General features: G+C 72.5%; 19 protein-coding genes. 4 read left to right on the top strand and 15 right to left on the bottom strand.

What is annotated here, in order from left to right; genetic code table 11:
* The 3 genes from DI269_RS18675 to DI269_RS18665 form a co-directional block, all read right to left on the bottom strand.
* Window positions 1–1,459: GAF domain-containing protein (locus DI269_RS18675; RefSeq protein ID WP_198667547.1), on the bottom strand; the 1,459-nt coding region annotated here is incomplete at its 3' end.
* Window positions 1,460–1,503: 44 nt separating this feature from the next.
* On the bottom strand, window positions 1,504–2,835 hold the full coding sequence (locus tag DI269_RS18670) for an MFS transporter (protein WP_112138613.1): 1,332 nt from the start codon (window positions 2,833–2,835) through the stop codon (window positions 1,504–1,506).
* Between the two features lie 31 nt (window positions 2,836–2,866).
* Window positions 2,867–3,646, bottom strand: a complete 780-nt coding sequence (locus tag DI269_RS18665; RefSeq protein WP_112138611.1) for an SDR family oxidoreductase — start codon at window positions 3,644–3,646, stop codon at window positions 2,867–2,869.
* A 235-nt stretch (window positions 3,647–3,881) separates the two neighbouring features.
* Between DI269_RS18665 and DI269_RS18660 the strand changes: the two genes are divergently transcribed.
* Together DI269_RS18660 and DI269_RS18655 are read left to right on the top strand one after the other, a co-directional pair.
* Window positions 3,882–4,478: a TetR/AcrR family transcriptional regulator gene (locus tag DI269_RS18660; RefSeq protein ID WP_112138609.1), complete on the top strand. Its 597-nt coding sequence runs from the start codon at window positions 3,882–3,884 to the stop codon at window positions 4,476–4,478.
* A gap of 2 nt (window positions 4,479–4,480) precedes the next feature.
* Entirely contained in the window at window positions 4,481–5,275 is a 795-nt protein-coding gene (locus DI269_RS18655) for an alpha/beta fold hydrolase (protein ID WP_112138607.1), read from the top strand.
* Here DI269_RS18655 and DI269_RS18650 read toward each other — a convergent pair.
* From DI269_RS18650 to DI269_RS18605, 10 genes are all read right to left on the bottom strand, one after another.
* On the bottom strand, window positions 5,258–6,466 hold the full coding sequence (locus DI269_RS18650; RefSeq protein WP_157975081.1) for an MFS transporter: 1,209 nt from the start codon (window positions 6,464–6,466) through the stop codon (window positions 5,258–5,260). The two genes, DI269_RS18655 and DI269_RS18650, sit on opposite strands and share 18 nt — an antisense overlap.
* Before the next feature lie 139 nt (window positions 6,467–6,605).
* Complete coding sequence (locus tag DI269_RS18645) at window positions 6,606–7,139, bottom strand: SUKH-4 family immunity protein (RefSeq protein ID WP_112138603.1); 534 nt, start codon at window positions 7,137–7,139, stop codon at window positions 6,606–6,608.
* A gap of 9 nt (window positions 7,140–7,148) precedes the next feature.
* On the bottom strand, window positions 7,149–7,709 hold the full coding sequence (locus DI269_RS18640; protein WP_157975080.1) for a hypothetical protein: 561 nt from the start codon (window positions 7,707–7,709) through the stop codon (window positions 7,149–7,151).
* A 28-nt stretch (window positions 7,710–7,737) separates the two neighbouring features.
* A complete protein-coding gene (locus tag DI269_RS18635) occupies window positions 7,738–8,532 on the bottom strand; it encodes a hypothetical protein (protein WP_112138598.1) in 795 nt (264 codons plus the stop codon).
* Window positions 8,525–9,241 carry a WXG100 family type VII secretion target gene (locus DI269_RS18630; protein ID WP_112138596.1) on the bottom strand — a complete coding sequence of 239 codons (717 nt, stop codon included), beginning with the start codon at window positions 9,239–9,241 and terminating at the stop codon, window positions 8,525–8,527. Before DI269_RS18630 ends, DI269_RS18635 begins: the two co-directional genes overlap by 8 nt.
* Window positions 9,238–9,561 carry a type VII secretion target gene (locus DI269_RS18625; protein ID WP_112138594.1) on the bottom strand — a complete coding sequence of 108 codons (324 nt, stop codon included), beginning with the start codon at window positions 9,559–9,561 and terminating at the stop codon, window positions 9,238–9,240. Before DI269_RS18625 ends, DI269_RS18630 begins: the two co-directional genes overlap by 4 nt.
* Window position 9,562: 1 nt before the next feature.
* On the bottom strand, window positions 9,563–9,964 hold the full coding sequence (locus DI269_RS18620; RefSeq protein ID WP_112138592.1) for a YbaB/EbfC family nucleoid-associated protein: 402 nt from the start codon (window positions 9,962–9,964) through the stop codon (window positions 9,563–9,565).
* 228 nt (window positions 9,965–10,192) lie between these two features.
* Window positions 10,193–12,505 carry a chaperonin GroEL gene (gene groEL / locus DI269_RS18615; RefSeq protein WP_112138590.1) on the bottom strand — a complete coding sequence of 771 codons (2,313 nt, stop codon included), beginning with the start codon at window positions 12,503–12,505 and terminating at the stop codon, window positions 10,193–10,195.
* Entirely contained in the window at window positions 12,492–12,896 is a 405-nt protein-coding gene (locus tag DI269_RS18610) for a hypothetical protein (protein WP_112138588.1), read from the bottom strand. Before DI269_RS18610 ends, groEL begins: the two co-directional genes overlap by 14 nt.
* Window positions 12,897–12,992: 96 nt before the next feature.
* Entirely contained in the window at window positions 12,993–14,093 is a 1,101-nt protein-coding gene (locus DI269_RS18605; protein WP_232822812.1) for a winged helix DNA-binding domain-containing protein, read from the bottom strand.
* Between the two features lie 83 nt (window positions 14,094–14,176).
* Between DI269_RS18605 and DI269_RS18600 the strand changes: the two genes are divergently transcribed.
* Together DI269_RS18600 and DI269_RS18595 are read left to right on the top strand one after the other, a co-directional pair.
* Window positions 14,177–15,166 (top strand): phosphotransferase family protein, encoded by a 990-nt coding sequence (locus DI269_RS18600; RefSeq protein ID WP_112138584.1) that lies wholly within the window; start codon window positions 14,177–14,179, stop codon window positions 15,164–15,166.
* 5 nt (window positions 15,167–15,171) lie between these two features.
* On the top strand, window positions 15,172–16,479 hold the full coding sequence (locus tag DI269_RS18595) for an MATE family efflux transporter (protein ID WP_198667546.1): 1,308 nt from the start codon (window positions 15,172–15,174) through the stop codon (window positions 16,477–16,479).
* Here the strand turns inward: DI269_RS18595 and DI269_RS18590 are convergent.
* Window positions 16,476–17,129, bottom strand: coding sequence for a response regulator (locus DI269_RS18590; RefSeq protein ID WP_112138582.1), 654 nt, complete (start codon window positions 17,127–17,129; stop codon window positions 16,476–16,478). The two genes, DI269_RS18595 and DI269_RS18590, sit on opposite strands and share 4 nt — an antisense overlap.
* The coding region (locus DI269_RS18585) for a sensor histidine kinase (protein WP_232822811.1) at window positions 17,117–17,781 on the bottom strand (665 nt) is incomplete at its 5' end. The genes DI269_RS18585 and DI269_RS18590, both read right to left, overlap by 13 nt.

Raw genomic sequence — 17,781 nt, 5'->3', positions numbered from 1 at the left:
GCCCGAACGCGGCCGCGAGCTTCGCGGCCCGCTCCCCGGGGTCGGCGGCCGGCAGCAGCAGGACCGGGCGGCCGTCGCGGCTCCCGGCCAGGCCGCCCTCGGCCCTGGCGTACCGCTTCGCCTCCGAGGCGAGCCGCGGCTGGGCGTCGCAGTCGAGGACGAACACCGCCTGCGGCGCATGGAGGTCGATGCCGAGCTTCCCGGCGCGCAGCCGCAGGCTCGACCCGCCGCTGCGGCGCCGACCCGCGTCGGTGAGCAGGTCGTCGAGGAGTTCGCCGCGGACGCGGTCCTCGGCGTCGGCCACGGACCGGCGCAGGAGCAGCAGCAGGGCCGTCACCAGCGAGGCCCGCTCGAACAGCTGCCGGTCGGCCTCGGCGAGGTCGGCCCGGCCCCCGAGCACGATGCTGCCCAAGGGTTCCGGTCCGGCCATGACCGCGCACACCCACAGGTCCCCGGCCAGGACTGCGCCGCGGCACGCCTGCGAGCCGTCGACCCCTTCGGCCACGTACCGGACCCCGCCCTCCCCGGCGCGGGCCAGTTCGCCGCCCTCGGCGTCGTAGATCCCGATCGGCCCGGCGAACAGCTCGGCGGTCTGGGAGGCGAGGTCGGCGACGTCGCCGCCGCTGAGCACCAGGCCCGTGAGCCGGTCGTGCGCGTCGGCGGCCCGGCGCAGCGCCCCGTTCAGCCGCGCCGACGTCTCCGCGGCCCGGCTGCGCTCGCGCAGCGCCTGCCGCGCCTCCTCCAGCTGCCGGACGCTCTCGATGGCGACCGCGGCGTGGTTGGCGAGGGACACGAGCATCGCGATGTCGTCGGGCGCGAAAGCGCGCGGGGCCCGGTCGGCGGCGAACAGCACCCCGATGACCTGCTCGCCCACCCGCATCGGGACGCCCACGATGCCGTGCACGCCCTCCTCGGTGACGGCCGCGTCGATGCGCTCGGTGTGGTGGAACCGCGAGTCCACCCGGTAGTCGGTGCTCGCGTACGGCAGCGCCGTCTCGGCGACCAGCCCGCCCAGCCCCTCGCCCATGCCGAGGCGCAGCTGCTGGAACCGGGCCGAGACCGATCCGTCGGTGACGCGCATGAACGTGTCGCCGGCCTCGGGGTCCTGGAGCGCGATGTACGACAGGTCCGCGCCCAGGAGCGTGCGGGCCCGGTGGACGATGGCGCGCAGGACCGAGTCGAGGTTCCGCAGTGCGGCGAGGTCCCCGGCGGTGTCGAACAGGGCCGCCAGCTCGGCCTCGCGGCGGCGCCGCTGCGCGAGGGTCCGCCGGATCCGCAGCGCCGACGCCGTCGCCTCCTCGACCGCCGCCACCGCCGCGGCCGAGGCCCGGGACCGCTTCAGGTCCCGGGCCGGGCCGGCGAGTTCGTCCTCCGGGGTGTCCGCCGCGATCAGGCCGATCAGCCGCAGCAGCGCTTCGGCCGCATCGCCGATGCCGGCTTCGTCGTCGTCGACGGACACAGGAGGGCTTCTTTCAGGTCGTGAGGTGGGCTCGTCGAGTGTAGCTATGCCCTGACGTCGCTGGTCAGATCCCTTCCCCGGGTCTCGCGGATGACCGCGGCGGTGATCGCGGTGACGACCGCCGCCCCGCACAGGTACACCGACACCGGCGTCGAGGAGCCGTAGTCGGCCAGCAGCTTCACCGCGATGATCGGCGCCAGCGCCCCGGCCACGATCGACGCGAGCTGCGACCCGATCGCCGCGCCCGAGTAGCGCACCCGCGTGTCGAAGAGCTCCGACACGAACGCCGCCTGCGGGCCGTACATCGCGCCGTGGAACAGCAGGCCCACGGTCACCGACAGCGTCACCGTCCCGAACGAGCCGGTGTCGACCAGGCCGAAGAACACGAACGCCCACACCGCCATCCCGAGCGCGCCGACGAGCGTGACCGCCCGGCGCCCGATCCGGTCCGACAGCGCGCCCCAGGCCGGGATCGTCACGAAGTGCACCGCCGAGGCGATCAGGACCGCGTTCAGCGCCAGGCTCCGCGACAGCTCCAGCTGCACGGTCACGTAGACCAGCACGAACGCCGTCAGGATGTAGTACGAGACGTTCTCGCCGAACCGCAGCCCGATCGCGCCGAGCACCTCGCGCCAGCCGGTGCGGAACACCTCCACGATCGGCGGCCGCTCCTTCACCGGGTGCTTCGCCCGCTCGGCCTGCGCGGCCAGGAACACCGGCGACTCCGACACCGAGATGCGGATCCACAGGCCGATGACGACCAGGACCCCCGACAGCAGGAACGGCACGCGCCAACCCCATGCCAGGAACGCCTCCTCGGTCTGGACGACCGCCAGCAGCGCCAGCACGCCCGTCGCGAGCAGGTTCCCGCCCGGCGCCCCGGCCTGCGGCCACGACGCCCAGAACCCGCGGTGCCTCGCGCCGCCGTGCTCGGAGACGATGAGCACCGCGCCGCCCCACTCGCCGCCGAGGGCGAAGCCCTGGACCAGGCGCAGGCTGGTGAGCAGGATCGGCGCGGCCACGCCGATCGCGGCGTACGTGGGCAGCAGGCCCATCGCGAACGTCGCCCCGCCCATCAGCAGGAGCGACAGCACCAGGAGCTTCTTGCGGCCCAACCGGTCCCCGAAGTGGCCGAACACGAGCCCGCCGAGCGGCCGGGCGAGGAACCCGATCGCGTAGCTGAGGAAGGCGATGAGGGTTCCCGTGAGCGGGTCGCCGGTGGGGAAGAACGCGGTGTTGAACACCAGCGCCGCGGCCGAGCCGTACAGGAAGAAGTCGTACCACTCCACGGTGGTGCCGACGAGGCTTGCGGTGACGATGCGGCCGATGCCGTTGCGGCGCTTGTCGACCGGTGCGGATACTGGGGCGGTTGTCATGGGCGTGCCTGTTCTTTGAGAGGGATGGGGGCTAGTTGGCGGTCCAGCCGCCGTCGAGCGTGAGGGAGGACCCGGTGGCGAATCCGCTGCCGGGGCCGCACAGCCACAGCACCGCGGCGGCGACCTCCTCGGGCTCCAGCAGCCGCTTGACCGGGGTCCGGTCCAGCAGCACCGTCGCGAGGGCGTCGGTCTCGCCTTGGGCCGCAAGGTCGTCGAGTTGGCGCTCCACCAGCGGCGTGCGCACGTACCCGGGGTTGACGCAGTTGCTGGTGACCCCGTGCGGGGCGCCCTCGATCGCGGCGACCTTGCTCAGGCCCTCCAGGGCGTGCTTGGCCGCGACGTACCCGGCCTTGTTCGCGCTGGCGCGCAGGCCGTGCACGCTGGAGACGTTCACGATCCGGCCCCACCCGCCGCTTCGCATGTGCGGCAGGCAGTGCTGCATGAGCAGCAGCGGCGCGGTGACCATCACCCGGTGCATGAGCTCGAACCGCTCCACGGGGAACGCCTCGATCGGCGCCACGTGCTGGAACCCGGCGTTGTTGACCAGCACGTCGACCTTCTTGGGCAGCAAGCCGATCGCCGCCGCATCGGCCAGGTCGACCACGTGCGCCGTCCCGCCGACCGCGAGCGCGACCTCCCGCACCGAATCGGCGTCCCGGTCGACGGCGTGCACCGCGGCTCCGGCCGCGGCCAGCGCGAGAGCGCACGCCCGCCCGATCCCGGACCCCGCGCCGGTCACCAGCGCCGTCCGTCCGGAAAGGACTCCATCGGCCGCGGACGCACGCGCCGCACCAGGTGTTACGGTATTCATGCAGGCAAATGTTATGGACGCGCCGCCCCCGCCGCCATGTGCCCGCCCCACACAATCCCCGCCCGCCTCATGTGGCGACTGCACGTCCGGCGTGCGCGGAGGATCGCAGCGGCGTCGAACCGCCGCACCCGAACCGCGTCCTCTGGGGGCGGCCGGGCCGCGGTGGGCGGGGCGAGGGGTGTAACGTGCGCAGTGAACACAAACGCAAGTTGTTCATACGTTCGCAGGAGTGTGCATGCCCAGCCCGTTCAGCGCCGAGGACCGCGCCCGGATCACCGAGCGCCTCCTGGACGCCGGACGCCTCCTGTTCACCACGCAGGGCCTGCGCAAGACCTCGCTGGACGACCTCGTCGCCCCCGCCGGGATCGCCAAGTCCAGCTTCTACGCCTTCTTCGCCTCCAAAGAGGCGCTCTACCTGGAACTGATGCTGCGGCAGGCCCCCGAACTGCACGGCCGACTGGCCGCAGTGCTCGACGGGGCCGCGAACGCGCGCGCCGCCATCGAGGGCTTCCTGCACGCCACCGTGCGCATGCTCGACCAGGACCCGCTCTACCGGCGGCTGATCACCCATCCCGAGGAGATGCAGGCGGTGGCCCGGCGCATGGGCCCCGACGAGCTGGTCCGCGCACAGGAGCTGATGCCGCTCCCGGCGTTCCTCGACGCGGCCAGGGGCAAGGGGCAGGTCATCGACGCCGATCCCGACGAGCTGCTGGGCGTGCTCCAAACAGTGCTGCTGGTGCCCTTGCACCGCAAAGATATCGGCGAGCACCGCTACGATGCCGTGCTCGACCGGCTCATCGGCATCATCGCCACCGGACTGACCGAGGAGTGACCATGCGCGAAGGCGTGCTGGCAGGCGGCGCCCCCTACCTGGAGTTCGGCGCGGGAGACCCGCTCGTGGTCTTCCGCACCGTGCTGCCGGACTCGGCCAACCCCCGCGGCGCCGCCCGGTGGGCCGAAGCGCGCTCCCTCAAACCACTGGCCGCGCGGTTCACCGTGCTGGCCGTCGGCCGCCGGCCCGGGCTCGAACCAGGCGTCACCATGGCCGACCTCGCCGCCCACCACGCCGAGGGGCTGCGGGCGCGTTTCGACCGCCCGGTGGACGTGCTGGGCCTGTCCACCGCCGGGTGCCTCGCACTCCAGTTCGCCGCCGACCACCCCGGCCTGGTGCGCCGCCTGGTGGTCGCGGCCGCGGGCACCCGCCTCGGCCCCGAAGGCCGACGCCTCCAGCGCGAGTACACCGACCTGCTGGCCGCCGGTCGGTACCGGGCGGCCGCGGTCGCGCTGGCTCCCACGACCGCGGACTCCCGGCTCGGGCGGGCCGCAATGGCCGGCCTGCTGGGGCTGACCGCGGCACGCCCGGCCGACCCGGACGGCATGGTGGCCATGCTCAGGGCCGAGGACGCCTTCGACATCGACGACCGGCTCGGCGAGATCACCGCACCCGCCCTGGTCGTCGCCGGGTCACGCGACGCCCTCTACTCGCCCGAACTCGCCGAGCGAGCCGCCCGCGGGGTCCGCGAGGGCACGTTCAAGCTCTACGAGGGACGCCGGCACCACACCGTGACGACCGATCCCCGATTCGGCGGCGACGTCGTCGACTTCCTCACCTCACCCGACGCGCGATGACGCGTTCGCCTCCCGGGCCCGCACCGGATCGGTCGTCAGGACGCTCGTGACCACGGCCGCCGCCGCGAAGAGCGCGCCCGTCAAGGCGATGTGCCCGGCGCCCGCGTGCGTCAGCGTGAGGCCGCCGATCGAGGAGCCCAAGGCGATGCCGACGTTGAACGCCACCGAGTTCGCGGCCGAGGCCGTGTCGGTGCTGCCGGGCGCGAACTCCATGACGCGGTTCTGAAGCGCGGGGCTGAACATGCCCATCGACAGGCCCGTCAACACGATCACCGTGCCGGTCACCCAAGGGTCGGTGCCGAAGGCCCACAACGCGGCGAAGATCGCCGCCAGCAGGATCAGCGGCAACGTCACGGCCATCCCCTGGCTGCGGTCCGACAGGATCCCGCCCGCCGCGATGCCGCCGAAGTCCGCGATCCCGCGGATCAGCAGCAAAGGCCCGAGCATCGCCACCGACAAACCGGCCACGGTCGTGATGACCGTCGAGGTGTACGTGTAGACCGCGAAGAACCCCGCGACCGACAGCACCGTCGTGACCAGCACCAGAGCGAACCGGCGCGCGTCGGGGACCGTCCCGCGCCCGGCGTGCTCGCCCCGGGTCGGCTTCGACGGCAGCGCCGCCAGGAGCGTCACGAACGCGACCAGGCCCATCGCCGCCAGCGCCAGGAACGCCGCGGGCCAGCCGGCGCGCTGGCCGAGCCAGGTCGCGCCGGGGACGCCGAGCATCGGGCCGATCGAGCCGCCGGTGTAGACCACCGCCATGACCCGGCCGCGCACGTGGACGGGGAACATCCCGGCCGCGATCGGCCCGACGATGCCCCAGAACACGGCCTGGCTCAACGCGGTCGCTATCCGGGCCGCGAAGAGCATCCCGTACGCCGAGGCCGCCGCCGAACCGGCGGTCGCGACGATCATGACGGCCATGAGCGCCAGCAGGAGCGGGCGCCGCGGCACCCGCGCGACGAGCTTCACCAGCGGCAGCGTCAGCACCGCCACCGTGACGCTGTACGCGGTGACCAGCAGGCCCACCTGCGACTGCGACACCTCCAGGTCCCGGGCGATCTCGCCCAGGAGCCCGACCGGGACGGTCTCCACGGTCACGTAGCAGAACGCCGCCACGGCCAGCGCGATGAGCGCGGCGACCGAGCGGCGGTCGAGATCGGACGGTTTCGTCGCGGACTGTCCGGACACGGGGCGACACCTCGTTCGCACGGGCTGCGGGGCAGCACAAGCGGGCATGGGGGACCAGGGGGCCCGGCCGTGAGGCGCCGGCGAGGGCCGGTGGAAGCCTACTGCGGATCGCGCCGACCGGCGACCCGGTTTCCACCCGCTACGGAATCCGGTATTCCAGCTGCATGAACGTCACCGACCACCACGACTCGGGGTCGGCGAACGCGGCCGGGTCGATCTCGGTGAGCGTCGCCCGCAGGACCGCGGCGCGCCGCGCCCGCCCGGCCCGGCCCGTGTCCTGGTCCACGAACAGCGCGAAGTGGAACAGGAACTCGCTGAGCGCCTTGAACGTCGCGTTCACCAGCTCCAGGGTCCCGTCCCTGACGCCGAACATGAGCACCCGGCCGGTGGCGGTGTCCACGCAGAACAGCGTCGCCTCCGGATCGGCCGGCACCGCCCCCACGACCAGCACCTGGATCGTCCCGGCCCGGCCCCGCTGGAGGTCGACGAGCGCGAACAGCTCGTACCGGCCGGTCAGGAACGCCGTGAAGACCGCCGACATGTCGACCGGCAGCAGGTCCACGTCCGGGTAAGTCCTCGCCGGGGCCGCGAACTCGCGCATCCAGCGGCTGCGCGGGAACCGGACCACGTTGTCCGCCCCCCACGCGCTGACGTACTCCCGCAGGCCCCGCACGACCGACCGCTATCCGTCCTGCGCCATGCCGGTCTCGCGCAGGTACGCGAACCACGGGTCCGCGTCCCACCACGGGGTCCGCTGCTGCTCCTTGGCGCCGTGGATCTCCGCGTACCTGGGCCCCAAGGCGACCGTGTCCGCGAACTCGGCCGCGGAAGCGCACTCGACGAGGACCCCGGAGTCCCAGCCGCGCTCGAAGTAGGTGAACCAGTAGACGATGACGGCCCCGGAGTCGCGGTCCAGCAGCACCGCGTCCTCGCCGACCTCCCCGATCAGCAGGCGCCGCCGGTCGTCGATCGGCTCGCCCGCGTCGTCGATCGCGGCCATCTCCTCGAACTGGGCCTCCCGCAGGAACCTGACCTCCCCGAACGTCGGGTAGTCCGACGCCCGGTACAGCTCCGCGAGCCCCCCGGGATACGCCCCGGCCAGTTCCACCCCGTCGCGCAGGCGCAGCAGCGGCGCGTTGTGCCGGTCCCCGTAGTCGACCTGCCAGCGCCGTTCCATCTCCGCGACCGCGCCCAGCTCCCGCAGCCGCGCGATCTTCGCCGTCATCGACTCCACATGGCCCATCAGGGCACCTCCCCGCGTCCCGCGCCGCTCACCGCTTCGGACTGTACTTGTCGTGGATGACGTTGACCTGGATCTGCGCGCCGGGCGGGACCTGCGCCAACTGCTGCTTGATCTGCCCGCCCATGCCGTGGTTCGTCGCGGAGTCGATGGCCCACATGTTGTTCGCGCTGTCCTGCCCGCCGAGCTGGAGGTCCTGGGCGTGGTCGACCTGCTGCCCGTCCAGCTCCCTGAGCCGCCGGTCCAGGTCCGCCTGGTCCTTCGCCTCGTGGAACGCCTCGCGCTCCTTGTCCGCCCGCCACTGCCGGGCCGCGTCGTCGCGCAGGTCCTTCGTGTCCGGCGTCTTGGTCAGCCTCCCCTCCTCGCCGAGGTTCTTGAGGTGATTGGCCTTCGCCTCGAAGTCCGAGCGGTCCCAGCCCTCGTGCATGCGCAGGTTGATGGTCCACTTCTTCGTCTTCGGGTCGAACGTCGGCGCCGGCAGGTCCTCGTTGAAACCGCTGGTGAACTTCGGCTTCGCCTTCACCCGGTCCGGATCGAGCCGGATGTCCTTCCCCTTGGCGTCCTTGCGGACCCGCCCGTCCGGCAGCCGCTTCTGCGGCGGCACCCCGCCCGGCGCCTTCGGCCGCGCCGTCGAACCCTTCGCCGCGTTGCGCAGGCTCTGCTGCTTCGCCCGGACCGTGGAGCCGATCGCATGGCGGCTGTGCCGCGCCGGATCCGACCCCACACCGCTCTTGCGGCGCTTGGCGTTCCCGTCGGCGTCGCCGCCCTTGGGCCGCTTCGTCGTGCCGCCCCCGTGCGGGGCGCGCGGCTTGACCGGCTTACCCATCGATCAGCGCCTTCAGATTGACGAGACTCGTGACCAGCAGGCTCACCCAGCCGAAGACCCGCGCGATCCACTTCACGACCGCGACCGCCAACTGCCCCATGACGACCGGCGTCGCCAGCCCCAGCGTGAACACCTCTTCGGCGATCCACACGCACACCCGCGCCACGCAGTCGGCGATGAACCCGCGGACCATGTCCCGCACGGTCTGCACCAGCGCCCCGCCCCCGCGCGTCGCCGCCGCCATCGACTCCGCGGTGCTCGCCGCCCCGTACACGATGTCGATGTTCTCGGCCAGCATCGCCCGGTACGCGTCGGCGGCCGTGTCCTTCCACCCGGGGATGTCGCCGTCCAGCTTCGACTTGAGCTCGTCGCCGATCTCGGCCAGCTCCCCGGCCATGTTGTCCCAGGTGATCGCGTGCGTCTCGATGATCTCGGTGTCCCCGGTGAGCGAGTCCAGGACCTCCTTGAGCGGCTGGAACTGCTCCATCGCCCACTCCACGCCCATCGAGGCCAGCCCGCTGAACGGGTCGATGAGCGTCGTCGCGACGTTCAGGACCCCGCCCGTCAGCGACAGCCCCGCCGCGACCCACTGCTCGCTGAGGATCGCCTGCGTGACGTCCCTGGCGTCCTCGGCGATCGACAGCCCGGTCAGGACGCCCCGCTGGAGCGTCGGGTCGATGTCCTCCTTGGTGGCGATGAGGTCGTTCATTGCGGCGGCATCTCCGAACTGTTGACGGCCTTGAAGAAGCTCGCGTTTTGCCGGTCCGCCGCCTCGTACTCGTCGGCGCAGTCCGACACCGCCCCGGCCAGCGAGACGATGTTGAACGCGACCTCCCGGACCAGCTCGTCCTGCGCCTGATGGCGCTCTTCGAGCATCGCCGGGACCCACCGGCACAGCGTCCCGTACGCGTCGTCGCCGCCGGTGATGTGCGCGCTGGCCTCCTTGACGGCGTCGAACCGCCCGTGGATCGACCTGAGGTTCGCCGCGTGGGTGTGCAGCTCCTCGGGGTGGACTTCGGACCCGCCCATGTCAGTCCCGCTCCGCTTCGGCGAGCCGCGCGAGGCGCCGCTCGAACCCCGCCAGCAGCGCCCGCCCGGCGGCCGAATCGGCCCCGACGGTCTCGGCCACGACCTCCGCCGCCGCCTCCTTCAGCTGCTCCTGCGCCTTGCGGTAGGTCTCCATCACCGACGCCTCGGTGAAGTGCGCCGACTGCTTCTGCACCCGCGAGGACAGGTGGATCTCGACCATCAGCCCCTCGGCGTCGACGGTGATCCGCACGGTCTCGTTGTCGTCCGACGCGGTCGCCGTCAACGCCTGCAACCGCTCGCTCGCCGCGGCCGTCCCCTGCGCCAGCGCCTCGGCCCGCGCCTTCCAGTCCTCCAGGCGCCGCAGCGCGTCCTCGGGGTCCATGCTGAGGAGGGGATTGTCCATGGCGACTCCTTGACCAGGGGCATCGCTCTGAGGATGAGCGATCGGGCAGGCCCCTCATTGGACGATAGGCGACCCCGCCCAGATCCGCGCCCTCCCTTTCAGCACCCCGAGCGACGCAAGGGACGCAAGCCGAATCGTGTGACGACAGCACAGCGTTCCGTCACCGAAACCAACCGTTCGGCCGAACCATACTCACCCTTATGGACGAACCGGATCGGGTGAGTCGGGCTAGAGCAGGTCGAGGAACCGGCGGACCGACTTCGCCGTCTCGTCGAGTACGGCCCAGGGCACTCCTGCGGGATCCCAGATTCCGGCGTCGGCCGCCGGGACGAGCCGGTTCGACCTCCCGTCGAAGACCTCGTCGGGCCAGCGCTCCACGCTGATCCGAAAGTCCAGTTCGGCGTCCGGGTCGCCGCAGTTGGCCAGGATCGCTTTGAGTGGCGCCCGAACCGCCTGTTCGATGACCGGCTCCACCACGCTGTTGGCATCGCGCAGCCAATACGATTCGGCCTGTGCCCTGCCCAGCGACGCCAGGGCCGCGGCCGCACCGGGCACGACACCGGAACCGACGGCAAGGCGGGCCGCACGGAGTGCTTGACGAATCCGTTCGGACTTGGCGGCGATCTCGGCTTCGCTGTACGCGCCGACGCGAATGATCGCCACACCCCCGGCCAGCTTCGCCAGCCGCAGCTGCGCCTGCTCCAGGGCCGCGGGGGAGTCGGCTCGGTCGATCTCGGCACGGATTTCATTGATCCGCTTCAGGATCTGTCGCTCTTCGCCGTTCCCGCCGACGACGGTCGTGGTGTCCCGGGTGACGACCACGCGGTCGGCGGTGCCGAGCTGGTCGATCAGGACGTTCTCCAGGCGGTGATCGGCTTCGCTGTTGATGACCTGTCCTCCGGTCAGCACCGCGAGGTCTTCGAGAGCCGCCCGTTCCTGGGCCGTCTGGTGCGGTGCGCGCACGGCGACTGACTTGAACGTGCCCGAGGTCTGGTTCACCACCAGTGTCTGGAGCGCCGCCCCGCCGACGACGTCGGCGACGACGAGCAGCGGCCGCCCTGTCTGGAGAACCCGTTCGAGCAGGGGAAGGAGCTCTTCGACCGAGGTGATGTCGTGCGTGCAGATCAAGAGGTAAGGAAGGTCGAGGACCGCCTCGCCCGTCCCCTCGTCGGTGACGAAATAGGACGACAGGAAGCCCCGGTCCAAGGCGATGCCCTCGACCAGTTCGAGCTCCATGCCGACCGCCGTCCCCTGCTCGACGGTGATGACGCCCTCCTTGCCGACCTTGTCCATGGCCTCGGCGATGAGATCGGCGATGACGGCGTCCCCGGTTCCGGTGCGCACCACCTCGGCGAGTCGCTCCTTCGTCTCGAGTTTCCCCCGCGAGGTCAGCGATCCCATCGCCGCGTCGAAGACCCGGTCGGCATCCAGGGCGAGCGCGACCGGCGCCGCTCCCCGTTCGATCTCCCGCAGCAGGCCCCACAGCACCGACTCGAACACGACCGCGGCCGTCGCGCCGCCGTCGCCGGCGACGGCGTGGACGCGGTTCACGAGGTCGCGGAGCAGCCCCAGGCCGATGCCGGCCGGGCCCGCCGGGGCGGTGGACTCCCGCACGATCTCGGCGGCGTCGGTGGACTGGAGCATCGAACCGTCGTTCCTGATGACCAACGCGGGCCGGGGACTCGGTCCCAGGGTGCGGCTCAGGAGCGCCGCGACGGGGGAGATCCCCTTCATGAGCGCCAATGCCATGCGCATCGAGTCGTCCCTGACCGGCGCGGACTCCGCCCGGTGCGCCTCCTGCGCGGCCTTGCGCGCGATCAGCAGACTCCCCACACCGTCCAGGAGCCACAGCTTCGGCGTCTGCCCGGTGTCGCGGGACGCCATGTCCGCGGCGACGTACCGGTACAGCTCCTCGGCCGAGACGCTCCCGTCGCCGTCGAGGTCGGCGCGGCCGCTTCGAAGCCCCTCCACGATGGATGCGGTGAACACCGAGAGCCGGTCGGCGCCGCCGTCGGCGATCTCGAAGGCGAGCTGGGTCTCGTCGGTCGCGGAGATGACGACCGTGCCGGTGCCCGCGAAGGGGTCGCCGAAGTCGACGGCCGGACTTCCTCCCTTCGCGCCCGGGCGGAACGCGCCGCTGAAGCAGCAGTCGAGCAGGAGCACCTTCCGCCGCGCCCGGCACCGGTCGAGGTGGCGGCTGACGAACTGCGCGGGCACCGCGTGCGACTCCAGAAGCTCGCGCTCCCTTGGGGTGTCGGTTCCGGCGAAGTACAGCTGCTCGTCGTAGTCCTTCATGCCGTGGCACGAGAAGTAGACGAGGAGCTCGTCGTCGCGTCCGGCACCGGCGAGGAACCGGTGGATGGCGCGCTGGGTCATGTGGGCGGGCTGGTCGACGACCCGGGTGACCTCGTACCCGCCCACACCCGGGTCCCCGAGCACCCCGGCGAGCGCTTCGGCGTCCAGGCGCGGGGCTTCCAGTGGGTTCCAGCGGTCGTCCTCGTAGGACCCGGTGGCGACCAGGAGGGCCCTACGCGTCCCCATCGGCGCCGTCTTCCGGCCGCTTCCGCTCCGTCCTCGCCCAGAACTCGTCGATGACCTGCTGCGCCTGCGCTTCGGAGATGCCGGTGAGCTCCAGGCTGTCCTCGCCCAGGGTCACCTTGGCGCCCCGGCCCGACTGCCGCTCGGACCAGGCTTTGACGGTGGCGGTGACGGCGGCGAACATGGCCGGGGCCATCGACACGAGCAGCACGCCGAGCGCGGGCACGTCACCGGACTTGCTGAGCGGCGGCGCCTCCTCGGCGCTCCCGTACGTCACCGACTCCACCGGCTGCAGCATGAGCATGCCGTGGAGCTGGCTCGTGGCCTCCGCCAGTTCCCGTTCGTCGGACTCCGGTCCGGTGCTGACGACAATGCGGATCTCGGCGGGCTCCATCGCGGTCCTCCGGCGGTGAGACTCGGCCGGCGGGGGACCGGCTCGGGATTCGAGAATAACCTTCCGGTCCCCTGGCGGGGGAGCGCGAATCGCCGCTCACCGGGGATCGGCGAGGACGATGCGGCGGTCGGGGTTTTCGGGGGCGATGAAGTCGAGGAGGTGGGCGCCTTCGGCGAGGACGGCTGCGGCGTCGGCGTCGGTCAGCGGGCGGGTCGGGGTGGCGGTGATCGTGGCGGCTTCGAAGGCCCAGGTCCCGGCGGCGAAGCCGTCGACGAGGAACATGGGGACGCCGCCGGCGGCGCCGGCCGCGTAGCGTTTGCGGTCCTCGTCGCTGATGACGCGGGTGCGGTCGCGGTGGCCGAGGAGCGCGTTGTCGAAGGCGGGGAGGAACCGCACCGGGACGGGCCGGTCGGCCTCGGCGAGGGCGGCGTCGGGGAGGTCGAGGAGTTCGGTCCCGTTCTCGCCCTTGAGGACCCGCAGGTCGCCGCGCATCGCGTCCGTGACTTCGCGCAGCTTCGTCAGGCCCGACCAGGCCTGGACGTCCATGACGCTCGCGGGGCCGAACGCGGCGAGGTAGCGGCGGATCAGCGTCTTCAGGTCGCGGCCCTCGCTCAGCGGGACGCCGGTCTGCTCCTCGGCGAGCGTGACGGCGACGTTGCTGGGGTGGCGCCACCCGCCCCAGGCGGCGTTCTGCGCCGTGTGCGTCAGCGCGGCGGTGACCTCGACCGTGTCGGCGAGCCGGCCGCCGTGGCGGCCGGGGAAGCGTTCGGCCAGGAGCCGCCCGAACTCCTTGCGCGTCAACGTGCTCCCGGCCAGGAGTTCCCGGCCGACGCGGGTCAGCTCGTCGAGGTCGAGCCCGTCGATCTCGCTCGCGTAGTAGGAGGACTTCAGCGCGGTCGCCACGACCGGCTGGACCGCGGGCCGCAGCCAGGAGTAGTCCTTCCCTGAGGAGACATGGACGGTCCGCCGCAGCGTCAGGGACCGCACCACCGCGCCGTCCCGCAGCAGCTTGGCGAGGTTCTCGTGTGCGAAGGGCGCCAAGCGGGTCCGCAACCCGAGGTACGGGCTGTTCGGGAACTGCCCCTGCATCGCCACCAGGTGCTCGATCGCCGCCAGCGGCGCGAGCGGGACCCGCTCGTCGAGGAACTGGCGGGCCAGGAGGGTGCGGTTCAGGGCGCGGGTTCTGATGACGGACACGCAGGCCATTGAACCGCACGCCGACCACCACCCCTTCGTACAGGTCTTGAAACAAGTGGAGCACGGGAGTACGGTGGCTCCCGATGGAGAGCATCACGAAGAACCGCCAGTCCCCGGACGCCCTGCGCGCCATGGTCGCCCGCGCCTACGGGCCCGAGCTCGCGCCCGAAGGTGAAGGCTGGGCCGTCGAACTCGGGCACGGCTGGTTCAACGTCGCCTACCGCGTCACCCTGCGCGACGGGCGCGACGTCGTCCTCAAGATCGCCCCGCCGCCCGGCGTCGAGGTCATGTCCTACGAGCGCGGCGCCATGGCGATCGAGCTGGCCGCGCTCGCGCTCATCCGCGACCGCACCGCCGTCCCCGTCCCGGCCGTCGACTTCGCCGACACGAGCCTGGAGCTGTGCGACGCCCCGTACTTCTTCATGCCCTACATCGACGCCGACAACCTCGGCATCATCCGCGACGGCCTCCCCGCGGCCGAGGTCGCCCGCTACTGGGAGGGCATCGGCGCCCTCAACGCCGAGCTCAACGCGATCACCGGCCCCGGCTTCGGGCCGCTCCTGGACCCGCGGCACGCGACCTGGCGGGCCGCCTTCACCGAGATCGTCGAGGACGTCCTCGCCGACGGCGAGCTCCGCGGCGTCGACATCGGCTTCGGCCACGGTTTCGACTACGGCACCGTCCGCAAGGTCTTCGCCGACCACGCCGACAGCCTCGACGAGGTCGCCGAGCCGCGCTTCGTCGAATGGGACCTGTGGCCCTCCAACGTCATGGTCCGGGACGGTGCGATCGTCTGCGTCATCGACCACGAGCGCGCCATCTGGGGCGACCCGCTCTTCGAGGCCGGGTTCTGCGGCACCGAGCTGGCCGCCGTCGGCGACTCCGACGCCTTCCTCCGCGGCTACGGCCACCCCGACCTCACCGCGACCGAGCGCGTGCGCCGCCGCCTCTACGGCCTCCACCTGCTCCTGGTCATGACCATCGAGACCGTCTACCGCGGCCACACCGACCCCGGCCAGTACGACTGGGCCCGAACCCAACTGGCCGACCTCATGGCCCGCTTCGGACACTAGGGACGGTGGCGGCCAGGGCCGAGGGCGTCGAGGCGCTCGCCACCGGTCCGGTCGGCCGCCTGCTGTGGCACGGCTCGGTCCAGGCGACCATGTCCGTCGGCGTCTACGGCGTCTACGCGCTCACCAACGCCTGGTTCGTCGCCCACGGCGTCGGCCCGACCGCGATGGGCGCGGTCAACCTCGTCGCCCCGGTCCTCCTCGTCCTCGGCGCCCTGTCGACCACCGTCGGCGCCGGCGGCGCCTCGCTCGTCTCCCGCCGCCTCGGCGCCGGCGACACCGACGGGGCCGCACGGGCCGCCGGGAACGCCTTCATCGTGTTCTGGGCCGGCGCCGTCGCCATCTCCGTCACCGGGCTGGCCGCGATCGAGCCGCTCCTGACCGCCCTCGGCGCCCACGGCGAGATGCGCGGCTTCGCCCGCGACTACGCCGTGATCATCCTGGCCTCCACGCTCGTCGGCACCGGCTTCTCCAGCCTGGTCCGCGCCGAGGGCCGCCTGCGCTTCGCGACCTGGCTGTGGGTCGTCCCGGTCCTCGTCCAGATCGTCCTGGACCCGCTCCTCATCTTCGGCCTCGGCATGGGCGTGCGCGGCGCCGCGACCGGCACCGTCGGCGGCCAGGCGGTCTCGGCGGCGATGAGCCTGTGGTTCTTCTTCGCGCGCAAGGACCGCCCGTACCGGATCAGGGCCGCGCAGCTGCGCCCGCACGGGCCCACTATCCGCGAACTCCTCGCCGTCGGCTCACCGTCGATGACGGCCGGGCTCGGCGCGACCCTGCTCGCCCTCATCGTGAACAACACCCTCGCGACGGCCGCCGCGGTCACCGCCTACGCCGTCTGCGCCCGCGTCCAGACCTTCGCCACCATGCCCCACCTGGGCATCAGCATGGGCATGCAGCCCATCGCCGGCCTCAACACCGGCCGCGGCCGCCCCGACCGCGTCCACCGCGTCCGCCGCCTCGCCCTCGCCGCGTCCCTCGCGTACGGCGCCCTCGCCGCCACCGTCGTCGTCCTCACCGCCGGGCCCCTGACGACCGCGCTCCTCGGCACCCCCAGCCCCGAAGCCGCGACCGCCCTGCGGCTCATCGCGATCGGCTTCTGCATCGCGGGCGTCCCGCCCCTCACCGCCGCCTACTTCCAGGCCATCGGCAGGCCGCGACCGTCCTATCTGGTCTCGATCGGGACGGTCCTCGCCGTCAAGGTCCCCGCCGTCCTCATCGGCGCCACGGCTGGCCCCACCGGCGTGTGGCTCGGCCTCCTCGCGGGCGAACTCCTCTCCGCCGCAATCGCCTTCGCCGTCCTGCGGCGCCGGGCCTAGACCAGGTCGGCGTCATGGGCGAGGAGCGCGATCTGGGTGCGGTTGTCCAGGTCCAGCTTGGCGAGGATGCTGGAGACGTGCGACTTCACGGTGGTCACGCTCATCTCCAACGCTGAGGCGATCTCGGCGTTCGACTCGCCGTAGCCGATCGCGACCGCGACGTCGTGCTCCCGGGGCGTCAGCGCCGCCAGCGCGGCCTGCGCGCGCTCATACGTCCCGGCCTGGGTCACGGTGCGCTGCATGAGCTTCCGCGTGATCTGGGGCGAGAGGATCGGCTCCCCGGCCGCGACCTTCGCGACGGCCTCGGCGATCCGGGCGGGCGGGGTGTCCTTGAGGAGGTAGCCGCTGGCGCCGGCGCGGAGCGCGTGGAGGATGTTCTCGTCGGTGTCGAAGGTGGTCAGCATGATGACCTCGGGCGGCGCCGGGCGCTCGCGCAGCCGCCGCGTCGCGGTGAGGCCGTCGACGTGCGGCATCTGGACGTCCATGAGGACCACGTCGGGGGAGTGGGCGTCGACCGCGGTCAGCGCCTCGCGGCCGTCGCCGGCCTCGGCCACGACGGTGATGCCGCCGACGCCGTCGAGCATCATGGATAGCCCGGCCCGGACCAGGGCGTCGTCGTCGACCAGCAGCACTCGGATCACGTCGGCCATGGTAGCCGGGCGCGCAATAGGAACCGCCCGTCGACCGCCTCGTGGTCGAGCGCCCCGCCCGCGAGCCGCACCCGCTCGGTCAGGCCGACCAGGCCCAGGCCGCTCCCCGGCACCACCGGGCCCGTTCCGGGTTCGGGGAGCGGATTGGCGACCTCGACCACCAGCTCCGAACCCGGCCCGCCGCTCAACGCCACCGCGACCGGGAGTCCGGCGGCGTGCTTGCGTGCGTTCGTCAGTCCCTCCTGGACGACCCGGAACGCCGTGCGGCCCAACGGCGGCGGCACCTCACCCGCAAGGCCGTCGCGGACCTCCACGGCCTGACCGGCGGCCCGCGCATCGGCGAGCAGCCCCTCCAGGTCGTCGAGGGTCGGCCGCGAGGCGCCGGGCGCGTCCTCGTCCTCGCGCAGCAGCGAGATGACCTGCCGCAGCTCCTCCAGCGCCTGGTGCACGCCGTCGCGCACGACCCCGGCGGCGAGCGCGACCTTCTCCGGCGGCGCGTCGGGCCGGAACTCAAGCGCCCCAGCGTGGGTCGCGACCAGCGACAATCGGTTCGCGAGCACGTCGTGCATCTCTCGCGCCAGCCCGCGCCGCTCGGCGGCCCGCGCCTCGGCGACCCGCCGCCCCTGCTCGGCCTCGGCCCGCCGCGCCCGCT

The sequence above is a fragment of the Glycomyces dulcitolivorans genome, from assembly GCF_003265355.1.
GTDB lineage: Bacteria > Actinomycetota > Actinomycetes > Mycobacteriales > Micromonosporaceae > Glycomyces > Glycomyces dulcitolivorans.
Note: the sequence above shows the minus strand (reverse complement) of the source record. Positions and strands in the feature narration are given on the sequence as shown.